Raw genomic sequence first — 15,247 nt, 5'->3', positions numbered from 1 at the left:
CTTAGCCTCTGGGCTCAATGCTTGCGGCCAGGATCGCCAGCACCAACTGCTGGAAGTCCAGACCGGCGGCACGGGCGGCCATAGGTACCAGGCTGTGATCGGTCATGCCCGGTGCAGTGTTGACTTCCAGGAACCAGAAATTCCCTTGGCCATCCTGCATCACGTCTGCCCGCGCCCAACCGGCGATACCCAGCGCCTCACAGGCTTTCGCCGTGAGGTCCATCAATTCCTGTTCCTTGGTTGCGTCGAGGCCGCACGGGATCCGGTACTGGGTATCGGAAGCCACGTACTTGGCGTCGTAGTCGTAAAAGGTGTGGGGCGTGCCCAATGCGATAGGCGGCAATACCTGGCCACGCAGGGTGGCGATGGTGTACTCGGGACCTTGGATCCACTGTTCCACCAACACTTGCGAATCGTAGGTACTTGCCGCTTTCCATGCGTCGATCAATTCGGCGGCCGAGTTCACTTTAGCCATGCCGATACTGGAGCCTTCATGGGCTGGTTTGACGATCAAAGGCAGGCCCAGTTCCTTGGCTGCAGAAATACAATCGTCTTCGCTGCACAGCACACTGTGACGCGGTGTTGGAATACCCAGGCTGTGCCACACCTGCTTGGTGCGCAGCTTGTCCATGGCCAGCGCCGAGGCGAGGATGCCGCTGCCGGTATAAGGAATGCCAGCGCACTCCAGCAGGCCTTGCATGCTGCCGTCTTCACCGCCACGGCCGTGCAGGATGATGAAGGCACGGTCGATCTTCTCGGCCTGCAGGCGAGCGAGGAAATCATCGCCCACATCGATGCCGAACGCGTTCACACCGGCGCTTTGCAGGGCTTCGAGCACGGCGTTGCCGGACTTGAGCGACACTTCGCGCTCGGCGCTCTTGCCGCCGAACAACACCGCCACGCGGCCGAAGTCGGCAGGCGTGATGGTCGAGAACAGGGAGCCGTAGTCAGTGGTCATTTCGACTTCCCCTGAGCGGCTGCAAACAGCGGACTGGCGAGCAACTTAGGTGCTAGACCACCGATATCACCAGCGCCCTGGCACAGCAGGATGTCGCCGGCACGCAGCAGCGGCTTGACGATCGGCGCCAGGTCCACACCGCGCTCGATGTAGATCGGGTCCAACTGGCCACGCTGGCGGATGCTGTTGCACAGCTTGCGGCTGTCGGCGCCCGGGATCGGCTCTTCACCGGCCGGGTAGACTTCCATCAGCAGCAGCACGTTGGCATCGGCCAGTACATTGACGAAGTCGTCATACAGGTCGCGGGTACGGCTGTAGCGGTGCGGCTGGTACACCATCACCAGGCGGCGCTCCGGCCAGCCACCCCGCACAGCCTTGATCACGGCGGCGACTTCGGTCGGGTGGTGACCGTAATCGTCCACCAGCATCACATCGCCGCCTTCTACCGGCAGTTGGCCGTAGACCTGGAAGCGACGGCCAACACCGGCAAAGCGCGACAGGCCTTCGACGATGGCTTCATCGCTGACGCCTTCATCGGTGGCGATGCAAATGGTCGCGAGGGAATTCAACACGTTGTGGTTGCCCGGCATGTTCACCGAGACGTCCAGCGGCTCACGGTCGGGACGCAGCACGGTGAAGTAGGTTTGCATGCCTTCCTGGCGCACATTGATCGCGCGCACGTCGGCGTCTTCGCTGAAGCCGTAGGTCACGGTCGGGCGCTTGACCTGCGGCAGGATTTCACGCACCACCGGATCATCCAGGCACACCACGGCCAGACCGTAGAACGGCAGGTTGTGCAGGAACTCGACGAAGGTTTTCTTCAACTTGTTGAAGTCACCGTCGTAGGTCGCCATGTGGTCGGCGTCGATGTTGGTGACCACGGCCACCAGCGGTTGCAGGTGCAGGAAGCTGGCATCACTTTCGTCGGCTTCGGCGATCAGGTAACGGCTGGTGCCGAGCTGGGCATTGGTACCGGCTGCATTCAGGCGGCCACCGATGACAAACGTCGGGTCCAGGCCACCGGCGGCGAACACCGAGGCGATCAGGCTGGTGGTGGTGGTCTTGCCATGGGTACCGGCGACGGCAATGCCGTGGCGGTAGCGCATCAGCTCGGCCAGCATCTCGGCGCGTGGCACCACGGGAATGCGGCGCTCAAGGGCCGTCGCCACTTCCGGGTTGGAGGTGTTCACGGCGCTGGAAACCACCAGCACGTCGGCCTCAGCGGCATTCTCGGCACGGTGGCCGATAAAGATCTGTGCGCCAAAGGATTTCAGGCGATCGGTGACCGGCGACTCTTTCAAGTCAGAGCCGGATACCTGATAACCCAGGTTCAGCAGCACTTCGGCAATGCCGCACATACCCACGCCGCCGATACCAACGAAGTGGATGCGACGGATGCGGCGCATCTCAGGTTGTGGCATGGCTTTCTGATTCTCAACCATGGGCCACCTCCAGGCAGATATCGACCACGGTGCGGGTTGCGTCAGGTTTGGCCAGGCGGCTTGCGGTGCTCGCCATGCTGTTGAGTCGTTCCGGTTGCATCAAAACCTCGGTCAGGCGTGCGGCCAAATCGGCGGCGCCAGTCGTTCTTTGCGGCAGCAGGAAGGCAGCGCCCTCCCCGGCCAAATATTCGGCGTTGCGGGTCTGATGATCGTCAATCGCATGGGGCAAAGGCACCAGCAAGGACGGCAGACCGGCGGCGGCCAGTTCACTGACGGTCAGCGCACCAGCGCGACAGACCACCAGGTCGGCCCAGCCATAGGCATGGGCCATGTCTTTGATGAAAGGCTGTACGTTCGCCTCCACACCGGCTTCGCGGTAACGCGTGGCGGTGACTTCATCGTGGTTCTTGCCGGCCTGGTGGAAGATCTCCGGGCGCAATTCTGCAGGGAGTTGCGCCACCGCTTCCGGCAGCAATTTGTTCAGCGGCTCGGCGCCCAGGCTTCCGCCCAGGATCAGCAGGTGCGCCTTGCGCCCGGCCAACGCCTGGCGGGCGATGTCCATGAACAGTTCGGTGCGCACCGGGTTGCCGGTGGTGCGGCGCTTGTCCGACGCACTGAACGTATTCGGGAACGCTTCACACACCCGTGCGGCCAAGGGCACCAGCAAGCGGTTGGCGGTGCCGGCGACGGCGTTCTGTTCGTGCACAATCACCGGCACGCCGGCGAGCTTCGCCGCCACACCACCAGGACCGGTCACATAACCGCCAAACCCGAGCACACACACCGGCTGCACGTCGCGAATCACTTTGCGCGCCTGCCACACCGCCTTGAGCAACACGAACGGCGCCTTGAGCAGGGACAGTTTGCCCTTGCCGCGCAGGCCGGTGACGTTGATCAGGTGCAGCGGCAAGCCAGCATTGGGCACCAGTTCATTTTCGATGCCGCGCGGTGTACCCAACCAGTGCACGGTGTAGCCACGGTTCTGGAATTCCCGCGCGCAGGCCAGTGCCGGGAACACATGGCCCCCGGTGCCGCCGGCCATGATCAGCACGTTAGCGCCCATGGGTCGGCTCCTCGGCGAAGTCGCTTTCGCTGAACTCCATCTCTTCGCTGCCCAGGTGGGTACGACTCTCCCACTCGATGCGCAGCAACAAGCCAAGACAGGCACAGCAGATCACCAACGAACTGCCGCCGTAGCTGAGGAACGGCAACGTCAGGCCCTTGGTCGGCAGCAGGCCGACGTTCACGCCGATATTGATCAGGAACTGGCCGATCCACAGGAAAGACAAGCCGTACGCCACGTAAGCAGCGAAATACTGTTTGGCCTTCTCGGCCCACATGCCGATGTACATGCCGCGCACACACACGAACACGAACAACGCGACGGTGCACAGCGAACCCACCACGCCCAATTCTTCGGCCAACACCGAGAACACGAAGTCGGTGTGCGCTTCCGGCAGGTAGAACTGTTTTTGCACGCTGTTGCCCAGGCCGACGCCCAGCCACTCGCCACGACCAAAGGCGATCAACGCCTGGGTCAATTGGTAACCGGAGCCGAACTGATCGGACCAGGGGTCGGTAAACGTGATCAGACGCGCCATCCGGTAGGGTTGCGCTTGCACGAGCACCGTCACCGCCGCCACCGCCAGCACCACCATCAAGGTGAAGCGGAACAGGCCCACGCCGCCGAGGAACAACATCGCCGCCGCCGCCCCCATCATCACGACGGTGGCCCCGAAGTCGGGCTCCATCAGCAGCAGGCCAGCCATGGGCAACAGCACGATGAACGGTTTGAAAAAGCCCATCCAGCTTTCGCGCACTTCTTTCTGGCGACGTACCAGGTAACCGGCGAGGTAAATCACCACGAACACCTTGGCGATTTCCGACGGCTGCACGTTGAACGCGCCGAAGCCGATCCAACGCATCGAACCGTTCACCTCCCGGCCGATGCCGGGCAGGATCACCATGATCAGCAAGCCGAACGCCCCGATCAGCATCAGCCAGCCCAGGCGTTGCCAGGTAGCGATGGGAATCATCATGGTAACGATGCAGGCACCGAGGCCGATCACCAGGTAAACCAAGTGCCGGATCATCATGTAGAGCGTGTTGCCCGACTGTACGGCAGCCACTTCAGAGGACGCCGAAGTGATCATCACCAACCCCAGGCCCAGCAACGCCAGGCAACCGGCGAGCATCGGGAAATCCAGGTCGATACCGCGCCCGGTAATGATCGGCGACGGGTACGGCTTGATGATGTTTCTGAAGTCGATACTCATGCCAAGGCCTCCACGGCGCGGGCGAACAGCTGACCGCGCTCTTCGTAGTTCTTGAACATGTCGAAGCTGGCGCACGCCGGTGACAGCAACACCGCATCGCCCGGCTGGGCCAGGGCTTTGCAGTGGGCGATGGCGTCGTCCAGCGACGTGGCGCGGACTTGCGGCACGGCATCGCCCAGGGCGGCGGCGATCAAGTCAGAATCGCGCCCGATCAGCACCACGGCACGGCAATGCGTGGCCACCGGGCCTTTAAGGTCCTTGAAGTCGGCGCCCTTGCCGTCGCCACCGGCGATCAGCACCAGCTTGCCTTCAATATCGGCGCCAAGGCCTTCGATGGCAGCCAGGGCCGCACCGACGTTGGTGGCCTTGGAATCGTTGTAATAGCTGACGCCGTGGAGGTCACGCACCCACTGGCAGCGATGCTCGAGGCCGCCGAAGGTGCGCAGGCTCGAGAGCATGGCGTCGAAGGGCAAGCCCACGGCATGCCCGAGCGCCAAGGCCGCAAGGGCGTTGGACTGGTTATGCGCGCCACGGATTTTCAGCTCGCGCACCGGCATCAGGTTCTGGAATTCGAAGGCCAGGTACTTCTCGCCGTGCTCTTCGCGGATGCCGAAGGCTTTGAAATCGGGTTTGCTCAGGCCGAAGGTCCAGCACGGCAGGCCCTCGCCCATCAGCGGACGGCTCAGCGCATCCTGGCGGTTGACCACCACTTGCTTGGCGCCGCGGAAGATTCGGTGCTTGGCCAGGTGATAGGCCGGCAGGCCGCTGTAGCGGTCCATGTGATCTTCGCTGACGTTCAAGACGGTGGCAACTTCGGCACCAAGGTCGTGAGTCGTTTCCAACTGGAAGCTCGACAGCTCCATCACGTACAACTCGATGTCGTCGCTGAGCAGGTCCAGCGCCGGCGTACCGAGGTTGCCGCCCACGGCGACACGCTTACCGGCCGCCACAGCCATCTCGCCGACCAGGGTGGTGACGGTGCTTTTTGCGTTGGAACCGCTGATCGCCACGATCGGCGCCTTCGCGTGACGCGCGAACAGGTCGATATCGCCGGACAGTTTCACGCCACGCGCCGCTGCGGCTTGCAGGGCCGGTGTCGCCAACGCCAGGCCGGGGCTCACGTAGAGCTCATCGGCGCGGCACAGAAACTCGACATCCAGCTCGCCACAACGCACTTCCACGTGCGGGTAGTCACGGCGCAGCGTGACCAGCTCCGGTGGATTTTCCCGCGTATCGGCCACAGCAAACGGCTTGCCCCGGTTCGCCAGGAAGCGAACCAGGGACATGCCGCTCTTGCCGAGGCCGACAACGATGCGGAAGTGGTCTGAAGCGATCAGGGACACTCGTTTCTACCTCAGTTTCAGGGTGGCAAGGCCGACCAGTACCAGAATCACGGTGATGATCCAGAAACGGACAATCACGCGTGGCTCAGGCCAGCCCTTGAGTTCAAAGTGGTGGTGAATCGGCGCCATGCGGAACACGCGGCGCCCGGTCAACTTGAAGGACGCCACCTGGATGACCACCGACAGGGTTTCCATCACGAACACACCGCCCATGATGAACAGCACGATTTCCTGGCGCACGATCACTGCAATGGTGCCGAGGGCTGCGCCCAGCGCCAGCGCGCCGACGTCGCCCATGAAGACTTGTGCGGGGTAGGTGTTGAACCACAGGAACCCCAGGCCGGCACCGATCAGCGCGCCGCAGAACACGATCAATTCACCTGCGCCCGGTACATAAGGGATCAGCAGGTATTCAGCGAATTTCACGTTACCCGACAGGTAGCAGAAGATGCCGAGCGCGCCGCCCACCATCACCGTCGGCATGATCGCCAGGCCGTCGAGGCCGTCGGTCAGGTTCACCGCGTTGCTGGAGCCGACGATCACGAAGTAGGTCAGCACCACGAAGCCGATGCCCAGTGGAATGCTGGCGTCCTTGAGCATCGGGATGATCAAGGTGGTTTCGACCGCGCTCGGCGCTGTCGTGTAGAGGAAAATCGCGGCGCCGAGGCCAAACACCGACTGCCAGAAATACTTCCAGCGGCTAGGCAGCCCCTTGGAGTTTTTCTCGATCACTTTGCGGTAGTCATCCACCCAACCGATGGCACCGAACAGCAAGGTCACCAACAGCACCACCCACACGTAGCGGTTATGCAGGTCGGCCCACAGCAGGGTGCTGATACCGATGGACGACAGGATCAGTGCGCCGCCCATGGTCGGGGTACCGGATTTGGACAGGTGCGACTGCGGGCCGTCATTACGGACCGATTGACCAATTTGCAGGTTCTGCAGGGTGCGGATCATCCACGGCCCCAGGAACAGCGACAAACACAGCGCAGTCAGCACACCCAGAATCCCGCGCAGGGTCAGGTACTGAAAGACCGCGAAGCCTTTGTGGAACTGTTGCAGATACTCAGCCAGCAGCAGCAGCATTAATGTTTCTCCGTACTTGAGCCACACAAGGCCGCGACGACGTTTTCCATCACCGCGCTGCGCGATCCCTTGATCAAAATGGTTGTGTGCGTGTCGTGTTCAGCCGCCGTCAGCGCCTGGATCAGCTCGGCCTGGGTCGCGAAATGCCGCGCACCGGGCCCGAACGCGTTGACGGCATGCGCCATGTTCGGGCCGACGGCGTAGAGCGCATCGACTTTGCCGCTGGCGTAAGCGCCGACTTCGCGGTGGGACTGCTCGGCCCAGTCGCCCAGTTCGGCGATATCGCCCAGTACCAGCACCTTGCGAGTGTCGAAGCCTTTGAGCAGGTCGATAGCGGCGCAGACCGAGGACTGGTTCGCGTTGTAGGTGTCGTCGATCACGCGCATGCCGTTAGTTGCCAGTTGCGCGACGGTGCGGCCCTTGACCGGCTGCACTGCGCCCAGGCCAGTGGCGATACCAAACAACGACACGCCCAAGGCATAGGCCGCAGCGGCAGCGGCCAAGGCATTGGCGACGTTATGGTTGCCCAGCAGGTTCAACTGCACGTGTTCGTTGCCTTGCGGGGAGTGCAAGGTAAAGGACGGGCAGCCACGGGCATCGACGGTGATAGCGGATGCGTGAAAATCGGCGGCGGCGTTGAGCACGGCAAACGTCAGGACCTTGCGACCGGCGGCGCGTACACGCCAGGTTTCGAAGGCCTTGTCGTCCAGATTCAATACCGCTGTGCCCGAAGCGTCGAGACCTTCGAGGATTTCACCCTTGGCTTCGACGATTTTTTCCGGGCCACCGAACTCACCGACATGGGCGGTACCGGCGTTGTTGATAATCGCGACGTGGGGCTTGGTCAGCGCCACGGTGTAGGCGATTTCGCCGACGCGCGAAGCCCCCAGTTCGATCACCGCCGCCGTGTGTTCCGGGGCCAGTTCGAGCAGGGTCAGGGGTGCGCCGAAATCATTGTTGAGGTTGCCACGGGTAGCGAGCACCGGGCCGCGCGTGCGCAGCACACCGGCGAGCAGTTCCTTGACCGTGGTCTTGCCGCTGGAGCCGGTGATGGCCGCAACGGGATTAGTGAATGCGGCACGGTTCAACGCCCCCAGTTGGCCGAGGGCCAGGCGCGTGTCGGCGACCAGCAGTTGCGGCAATGCAGCGTCCGCCACTTCACGCTGCACCAAGGCACCTACAGCCCCTTTGGCGGCGACGTCGTTCAGGTAGTCGTGACCATCGAAGCGCGGGCCGGCGAGCGCGACAAACAGTTGCCCCGGCTTGATGTTGCGACTGTCGATACTGACGCCGTCGAAGCTGCAATCGCTCGACAGCACTCGGGCCGACAGGGCCTGGGCCAGCTCGTTGAATGTCATCGCTTTAAGCATGGGCGACCTCCCAGGCCGTCAAGGCGTGATCGGCCTCGACCAGATCGGAGAAGGCATGGCGTTCGCCGTTGATTTCCTGATAGTCCTCGTGACCTTTACCGGCCAGTACCACCACGTCGTCAGCGCTGGCGCTGGCGATCAATTGGGCAATGGCCGCACCGCGACCGGCGACGAAAGCAGCCTTGGACACGTCGTTGAAGCCCGCGCGGATGTCGTCGAAAATCTGGCTCGGGTCTTCGCTGCGCGGGTTGTCGTCGGTGACGAGCACGCCATCGGCCAAGCGCTCGACGATCTCGGCCATCAACGGACGCTTGCCGCGATCGCGATCACCGCCACAACCGAACAGGCACAGCAATTTGCCCTTGGCGTGTGGGCGCAGGGCTTCCAGGACTTTTTCCAGGGCGTCGGGGGTGTGGGCGTAATCGACCACCACCAGCGGCTGCTTGCCGCCACCAAGGCGCTGCATGCGACCGGCCGGGCCCTCAAGCTTGGGCAGCACGCGCAGGATTTCATCCAGGGCGTAATCCAGGCCGAGCAGCGCACCGATGGCGGCGAGGACGTTGCTCAGGTTGAAGCGCCCGAGCAACGTGCTGCGCAAATGGTGTTCGCCCTGAGGCGTGACCAACGTGGCGCGCACGCCTTCGTCATTAAATTGCGCTTCGCGGCAGAACAGGTACGCGCTGGAATCTTCCAGGCTGTAGCTGATCAGGCGCGCTTCGCTGTCTTCGGCGGCCAGTTGGCGGCCGAATGCGTCATCCAGGTTGACCACCCGGCACTTCAGGTCATTCCAGGCAAACAGCTTGGCCTTGGCGGCGGCGTAAGCCTCCATGGTGCCGTGGTAGTCCAGGTGATCGCGGGACAAGTTGGTCATCACCGCCACGTCAAAAGCCAGGGCGGTAACGCGGCCCTGATCCAGGCCGTGGGACGAAACTTCCATGGCGACCGCCTTGGCTCCGGCCTTTTTCAGGTCGGCCAGGGTCGCTTGCACGGCGATCGGGTTCGGCGTGGTGTGCAGGCCGCTTTGCAGCGCGCCATAAAAGCCGGTGCCCAAGGTGCCGACGATGCCGCAGTGCTGCCCCAACAGGTCAAGCGCTTGCGCGACCAGCTGGGTCACGCTGGTCTTGCCGTTGGTACCGGTGACGCCCACCAGGTTGAGGTGACGGCTCGGGTCGCCATAGAAGCGACCGGCAATATCCGACAACTGTTTTGCCAACCCTTTAACCGGAATCAACGGCACATCGGTGATCGGCAGCACGGTGGCGCCTTCCACTTCATAAGCCACTGCCGCAGCACCGCGCTGCAACGCATCGGCGATATGCGCACGGCCATCGTACTTACCGCCCGGCACCGCCAGGAACAGGTCACCGGCGCGTACGTTACGGCTGTCCAGCGTCAACTCGCGAATCAACAGATCACGACCGGCGTGGGCAAAAATCTTGTTCAGGCTAAGAGACATCAGCCGCGCCCTCCATTGGCTTTTACAGCAGCGGCCGGTGGTCCGGCGTTCGCTTGTTGGGTCGGCGGCAGGTTGTCCGGCGTGATGTTCATCAGGCGCAGGGTGCCGGACATCACTTTGCTGAACACCGGCGCCGAGACCAGGCCACCGAAGTAACCGGCTTTGCTCGGTTCATCGATCACCACGACGATGGCGTAGCGTGGGTCGCTCATCGGGCCGAAACCGGCGAACAGCGAGCGGTAGGAGTTTTCGGCGTAGCCCTTGGTGCCAACCGATGTCTTACGCGCCGTACCCGACTTGCCGGCCACGTGGTACGCCGGCACCTGGGCACGGAACACGCCACGAGGGGCTTCGATCACTTGTTGCAGCATGCCTTGCATGGTCTTGGCGACGTTTTCAGGGATCACCTGGGTGGCTTTCGGTGCCTCGTCGACGTGGATCAGGCTCAGTGGAACCATGCGGCCATTATTCGCCAATACAGAGAAAGCATGAGCCAATTGGATCGCCGTCACCGACAGGCCGTAACCATAGGAAAGCGTGGCGGTCTCGGCCTTTTTCCAGTCGCGGTAGTTCGGCAGGTTACCCACGCGCTCGCCGGGGAAATCCAGGCCGGTGGGTTGGCCCAAACCGATCTTCTGTGCGAGGTGGTAGATGGTTTCGCCGCCAATATCGAAGGCGACCTTACTCATGCCCACGTTACTGGAGTTGATCAGGATACCTGTCAAATCCAGCACCGGACCTTCGGTGCGCGATACGTCACGAATGGTGTATTTGCCTAACTGCAACGTGCCCGGATACACCTCGACCTTGTCACTGGGTTTCCAGCGCCCGGTTTCGAGGGCGGCACTCATGGAGATGGCTTTCATGGTCGAACCCGGCTCGAACACGTCGATCATGGCGCGGTTGCGCATCATCGCCGGTTGCAGGTTGCGACGGTTATTCGGGTTGTAGGTCGGCTGGTTGACCATGGCGAGGATCTCGCCGGTCTTGACGTCCATGATCACCAGGCTGCCGGCCTTCGCGCCGTTCTCGATGATCGCGTTACGCAGCTCGCGGTTGGCCAGGTATTGCAGGCGCAGGTCAATCGACAACGCCAAGGGCTTACCGGCCTTGGCGTTTTTGGTGACTTGGACATCCTTGATCAGCCTACCGCGCCGATCCTTGATGACTTGTCGTTTGCCGGGAACCCCGGCCAGCCATTCATCGTAGGCCAGTTCCACACCTTCGCGGCCGTGGTCATCGATGTCGGTAAAGCCAACCATATGCGCGGTGGTTTCACCGGCTGGGTAGAAACGACGGAATTCCTCGATGCCGTAGACACCGGGGACTTTAAGGTCGAGCACTTGCTGGCCTTGCTCGGGGGTCAAGCCGCGCACCAGGTAGATGAATTCTTTGTTGGCCTGGGCCTCAAGGCGTTCAGCCAAGGCTTTCGGGTCCTGGCCCAGGGCGGCAGCGAGTTGCGGCCAGCGGTCTTTGGCGACCTGCAATTCTTTGGCGTTGGCCCACAGGGTAGTCACCGGTGTACTGACGGCCAGGGGCTCGCCATTACGGTCGGTGATCAGGCCGCGGTGCGCAGGAATCGGAATATGCCGCAGGCTGCGGGCGTCGCCCTGGCCGATCAGGAAGTCGCGGTCGACCACTTGCAGGTCGATGATCCGCCAGGCGATCGCACCCACCATCAATGCCAGCAAGCCGAGCATCAGGCGGAAACGCCATGGGTAGAGTGCGCCCTCGAGTTTCATCATGGCGCCACCATGCGAACGTCAGCCGCGCCCGGAATGTGCATTTTCAGCTGTTCGGTGGCCAGCACTTCGATGCGGCTATGGGCCGTCCAGGTACTTTGCTCCAGGATCAACCGACCCCATTCCGCTTGCGCCTTGTCACGCACGCTCAATTCCCCGTACAGGGTGTTGAGCAGTTGACGGTTGTAGTGGGCGCTGTAGGACACCGCAATCGCGGAAACCAGCACGCCGACAAACAACAGCAACATAAAGAAGCTGCCGCCCGGGAGGGGCTTGGCGAAAAGCTTGCTCACCGCAACTTCTCCGCAACACGCATGACAGCGCTACGGGAACGTGGGTTGGCCTTGAGTTCGGCTTCGGAAGCGAACTGCGCTTTGCCATGGATTTTGATTTTCGGCACAAAAGCTTCGAAACGCACCGGCAGGTTGCGCGGCAGGTTGTCGGACTCGCCCTTGACCAGGCGGCGCATGAACAATTTGACGATACGGTCTTCCAGGGAGTGGAAGCTGATCACCACCAGGCGCCCCCCCACTTCCAGGGCCTCGAGGGCAGCCTCGAGGCCGGCCTCCAGGTCGCCCAATTCGTTGTTGACGTGAATGCGCAGGCCCTGGAACGCACGGGTGGCCGGGTTCTTGCCCTTTTCCCACGCTGGGTTGGCGACCTTCAGCACTTCGGCCAGGTCAGCGGTGCGTTCAAACGGCTGGATTTCGCGACGCTCGACCACGGCGCGAGCCATGCGACCGGCGAAGCGCTCTTCACCGTATTCCTTGAACACACGGGCGATTTCTTCCACTGGCGCGGTGGCGATGAACTGCGCAGCACTCACGCCACGGGTCGGGTCCATGCGCATGTCGAGCGGACCATCGTTCATGAAACTGAAGCCGCGCTCAGGGTCATCGAGCTGTGGCGAAGACACGCCCAGATCGAGCAAAACCCCGGCCACCTTGCCTGCCATGCCGCGCTCGGCGACTTCGGCACCCAGCTCGGCAAAGCTGCGCTGCACAACGACAAAGCGGCCGTCTTCGGCCGCTAGCGCTTGCCCGGTGGCAATCGCTTGGGGGTCTTTGTCGAACCCGAGGAGCTTACCGTCGGACCCGAGCTGGCTGAGTATCAACCGGCTATGCCCGCCCCTGCCGAACGTGCCATCCAAATAGCAGCCATCCGCGCGTACGGCGAGAGCCTCAACGGCTTCGTCAAGCAGTACGGTGATGTGGTTAAAGCCGCTATCAATAGTCACAGGATCAAATCACGCAGTTCATCAGGCATGGCGCCCGGTTGTTGAATAGCAGCCAGGTCAGCTGCAGAAACAGCATCCCAGGCATCTTCGTCCCACAATTGGAACTTGTTCAGTTGGCCGACCAGCATTGCGCGCTTGTCGAGCTTGGCGTACTCGCGCAAACGCGGGGGCACCAGGAAACGACCGCTGCCATCGAGCTCGAGGTCGACGGCATTACCGATCAGCAAACGCTGCAGGCGGCGGTTTTCTTCACGCAATGAAGGCAGGGCGCGCAACTTGGTTTCAATCAACTCCCACTCATCGAGCGGGTAAACACATAAACAAGGGTCAACGGCATCAATGGTGATGATCAACTGTCCGGAACTTCGCGAAATGAGCTCGTCACGATACCGGCTCGGCATGGCGAGACGGCCTTTTGCATCGAGACTGATAGCGTTAGCTCCGCGAAACACAGATGCGTTTCTCCAAATTTTAGCGTTTTACGTTCAAAAAACCCACTTTGTGCCACTTTCCGCCACTTGCGCACACTATAGGAATGCGCCCACCACACCGTCAAGGCGCGGATTCAAGGAAAAGCCTTACAGAACGGAGATTTAGGAGCGCAAACGGAGGAGAAACCAGAGTTCGACGGTATTTTTGGCCCAACAAGCGCAGATAGCTCAAAGCGCTATAGGCTAAAGTTAAAGTAATTTATTAAGAGTAAGATTTTTTTGGTATTACGAAGATGCATCTGCCAATGATTTGGCAGGGAGGGATTCTTGCGTTACTACCGGGTTTCTGCCCGAGATTCGGACAGAAGGAAAAAGGTGGAGAGTCGATCTATAAGCCGGGTTCTGTCTTGAACAGTCATTCGTCTACGATGGCCATCACTGGACATCTTTAGCAACCTACCCGGTCCCAGCGCGGGCCACGCCTTGGGACCCTATTTGGTCTTGCTCCAAGTGGGGTTTACCTAGCCACGAACTGTTGCCAGTCGCGCGGTGCGCTCTTACCGCACCTTTTCACCCTTACCGGCACCGAAGTGCTTAGGCGGTTATTTTCTGTGGCACTTTCCGTAGGCTCACGCCTCCCAGGCATTACCTGGCACTTCGCCCTATGGAGCCCGGACTTTCCTCCCCCCCCTAATTTTCATAGAAGGCAGCGACTGTCCAATCGACTCTCCGCCGCGCAGGTTAACGGCACGGCGGAGTTAGGACAAGTATTAAAAGTACAGCAATGCCATCACCTTCGGACGAAATACCGGTTTAACCCCGGAACTATTCGGCTTTCTGTTTATCCAGCGCAACTTGATACAGCACATTCTTGCGTGCACCGGTAATTTCAGCGGCCAACGCCGCAGCACGCTTGAGGGGCATTTCCTTCAGCAGCAAGTCCAGCACACGCATCGCCTCGCTACTGACGGCGTCCTCGCTTTCCGGTGCCGTCCAGCCCGCCACCAGCACCACACACTCGCCGCGCTGCTGATTGCTGTCGCCTTCGACAAACCCGCGCAGCGCCTCCAAGGGCAGCCCCTTGAGGGTTTCGAACGTTTTGGTCAGCTCACGGGCCAGCAGCGCCAGGCGCTCGCCGCCAAAGACCAGCTCCATGTCCTGCAGGCATTCAAGGATGCGATGAGGCGCTTCGTAGAAAATTAAGGTGCGCGGCTCTTCCTTTAACGCTTGAAGACGCGCACGCCGCCCTACCGCCTTGGCCGGCAAGAAACCTTCGAAGATAAAGCGGTCGGAAGGCAGGCCGGCCGCCGACAATGCAGCGATCAGCGCGCAGGCTCCCGGAACAGGCACTACATTGATACCAGCGGCCCGCGCTTGGCGCACCAGATGGTAGCCAGGGTCGGAGATCAGCGGGGTACCCGCGTCGGAGATCAGCGCCACGTCGTCGCCCGCCAGCAGGCGCACGATAAAACGGCTGCCTTCTTCGCGCTCATTGTGTTCGTGGCAGGCCGCCAAGGGCGTGCTGATACCAAAATGCTGCATCAACCGCTGGGAGTGCCGTGTGTCTTCGGCCGCGATCAATTTAACCTCGCGCAACACTTTAAGCGCCCGGGCACTGATGTCGTCCAGGTTGCCAATGGGCGTCGCCACGACAAAAAGCGAGCCTGCAGTGGAATTCAAAGGACCTGGAGCAGTCAAAACGCACACCTCGATGGTTGGCAAAAGCCACATTGTAGCGCGTAGGCGCCTTGAAAATATGCCATCACGGCCGATGCCTTTTCAGCCTTCCGTAACCAATATCAACATTTGCACGACCTAAATCGACGGTTTCACGCCAGTAACATCGCGCCTGGGCCAGTGCTTGGGTACAATTCCACGCTAATTTGATCGGTATCAGGAACAC

Annotated in this window: 13 protein-coding genes and 1 other RNA gene; all 14 read right to left on the bottom strand. The window is 61.5% G+C overall.

Annotated elements, in window-relative coordinates; all coding sequences use genetic code 11:
- Position 1 precedes the first annotated feature (1 nt).
- Positions 2 to 958 (bottom strand): D-alanine--D-alanine ligase, encoded by a 957-nt coding sequence (locus AC3ZU9_RS24725; RefSeq protein WP_490091473.1) that lies wholly within the window; start codon positions 956 to 958, stop codon positions 2 to 4.
- Entirely contained in the window at positions 955 to 2,400 is a 1,446-nt protein-coding gene (gene murC, locus AC3ZU9_RS24720; protein WP_012722297.1) for a UDP-N-acetylmuramate--L-alanine ligase, read from the bottom strand. Before murC ends, AC3ZU9_RS24725 begins: the two co-directional genes overlap by 4 nt.
- Entirely contained in the window at positions 2,393 to 3,463 is a 1,071-nt protein-coding gene (murG, locus tag AC3ZU9_RS24715; RefSeq protein WP_012722296.1) for an undecaprenyldiphospho-muramoylpentapeptide beta-N-acetylglucosaminyltransferase, read from the bottom strand. The genes murC and murG overlap by 8 nt, the downstream gene beginning before the upstream one ends.
- Positions 3,453 to 4,676: a putative lipid II flippase FtsW gene (gene ftsW, locus AC3ZU9_RS24710; protein WP_012722295.1), complete on the bottom strand. Its 1,224-nt coding sequence runs from the start codon at positions 4,674 to 4,676 to the stop codon at positions 3,453 to 3,455. Before ftsW ends, murG begins: the two co-directional genes overlap by 11 nt.
- Positions 4,673 to 6,019 carry a UDP-N-acetylmuramoyl-L-alanine--D-glutamate ligase gene (gene murD, locus AC3ZU9_RS24705; protein ID WP_102061598.1) on the bottom strand — a complete coding sequence of 449 codons (1,347 nt, stop codon included), beginning with the start codon at positions 6,017 to 6,019 and terminating at the stop codon, positions 4,673 to 4,675. Before murD ends, ftsW begins: the two co-directional genes overlap by 4 nt.
- A gap of 6 nt (positions 6,020 to 6,025) precedes the next feature.
- Complete coding sequence (gene mraY, locus AC3ZU9_RS24700; protein ID WP_064054787.1) at positions 6,026 to 7,108, bottom strand: phospho-N-acetylmuramoyl-pentapeptide-transferase; 1,083 nt, start codon at positions 7,106 to 7,108, stop codon at positions 6,026 to 6,028.
- Entirely contained in the window at positions 7,108 to 8,478 is a 1,371-nt protein-coding gene (locus tag AC3ZU9_RS24695; RefSeq protein WP_490091472.1) for a UDP-N-acetylmuramoyl-tripeptide--D-alanyl-D-alanine ligase, read from the bottom strand. The genes mraY and AC3ZU9_RS24695 overlap by 1 nt, the downstream gene beginning before the upstream one ends.
- A complete protein-coding gene (locus AC3ZU9_RS24690) occupies positions 8,471 to 9,934 on the bottom strand; it encodes a UDP-N-acetylmuramoyl-L-alanyl-D-glutamate--2,6-diaminopimelate ligase (RefSeq protein WP_093542154.1) in 1,464 nt (487 codons plus the stop codon). Before AC3ZU9_RS24690 ends, AC3ZU9_RS24695 begins: the two co-directional genes overlap by 8 nt.
- Positions 9,934 to 11,676, bottom strand: a complete 1,743-nt coding sequence (locus tag AC3ZU9_RS24685; protein WP_163825657.1) for a peptidoglycan D,D-transpeptidase FtsI family protein — start codon at positions 11,674 to 11,676, stop codon at positions 9,934 to 9,936. Before AC3ZU9_RS24685 ends, AC3ZU9_RS24690 begins: the two co-directional genes overlap by 1 nt.
- Positions 11,676 to 11,969, bottom strand: a complete 294-nt coding sequence (gene ftsL, locus AC3ZU9_RS24680) for a cell division protein FtsL (RefSeq protein WP_004371991.1) — start codon at positions 11,967 to 11,969, stop codon at positions 11,676 to 11,678. Before ftsL ends, AC3ZU9_RS24685 begins: the two co-directional genes overlap by 1 nt.
- Complete coding sequence (rsmH, locus tag AC3ZU9_RS24675) at positions 11,966 to 12,913, bottom strand: 16S rRNA (cytosine(1402)-N(4))-methyltransferase RsmH (RefSeq protein WP_012722289.1); 948 nt, start codon at positions 12,911 to 12,913, stop codon at positions 11,966 to 11,968. Before rsmH ends, ftsL begins: the two co-directional genes overlap by 4 nt.
- Entirely contained in the window at positions 12,910 to 13,365 is a 456-nt protein-coding gene (gene mraZ / locus AC3ZU9_RS24670; RefSeq protein WP_003171868.1) for a division/cell wall cluster transcriptional repressor MraZ, read from the bottom strand. Before mraZ ends, rsmH begins: the two co-directional genes overlap by 4 nt.
- A 354-nt stretch (positions 13,366 to 13,719) precedes the next feature.
- Positions 13,720 to 14,073: RNase P RNA component class A (rnpB, locus tag AC3ZU9_RS24665), an RNA gene on the bottom strand.
- A gap of 96 nt (positions 14,074 to 14,169) precedes the next feature.
- On the bottom strand, positions 14,170 to 15,075 hold the full coding sequence (rsmI, locus tag AC3ZU9_RS24660) for a 16S rRNA (cytidine(1402)-2'-O)-methyltransferase (RefSeq protein WP_162471070.1): 906 nt from the start codon (positions 15,073 to 15,075) through the stop codon (positions 14,170 to 14,172).
- Positions 15,076 to 15,247 lie beyond the last annotated feature (172 nt).

This window comes from Pseudomonas sp. A39 (genome assembly GCF_058145955.1).
The sequence above is the reverse complement of the archived record's forward strand: the minus strand, read 5'-3'. Positions and strand labels throughout refer to the sequence as shown.

Coding starts and splice junctions, on each gene's coding strand:
- AC3ZU9_RS24695 (WP_490091472.1), bottom strand. CDS start 8,478: ATGCTTAAAGCGATGACATTCAACGAGCTGGCCCAGGCCCTGTCGGCC.
- murG (WP_012722296.1), bottom strand. CDS start 3,463: ATGGGCGCTAACGTGCTGATCATGGCCGGCGGCACCGGGGGCCATGTG.
- rsmI (WP_162471070.1), bottom strand. CDS start 15,075: ATGTGGCTTTTGCCAACCATCGAGGTGTGCGTTTTGACTGCTCCAGGT.
- AC3ZU9_RS24725 (WP_490091473.1), bottom strand. CDS start 958: ATGACCACTGACTACGGCTCCCTGTTCTCGACCATCACGCCTGCCGAC.
- mraY (WP_064054787.1), bottom strand. CDS start 7,108: ATGCTGCTGCTGCTGGCTGAGTATCTGCAACAGTTCCACAAAGGCTTC.
- murC (WP_012722297.1), bottom strand. CDS start 2,400: ATGGTTGAGAATCAGAAAGCCATGCCACAACCTGAGATGCGCCGCATC.
- ftsW (WP_012722295.1), bottom strand. CDS start 4,676: ATGAGTATCGACTTCAGAAACATCATCAAGCCGTACCCGTCGCCGATC.
- AC3ZU9_RS24685 (WP_163825657.1), bottom strand. CDS start 11,676: ATGAAACTCGAGGGCGCACTCTACCCATGGCGTTTCCGCCTGATGCTC.
- AC3ZU9_RS24690 (WP_093542154.1), bottom strand. CDS start 9,934: ATGTCTCTTAGCCTGAACAAGATTTTTGCCCACGCCGGTCGTGATCTG.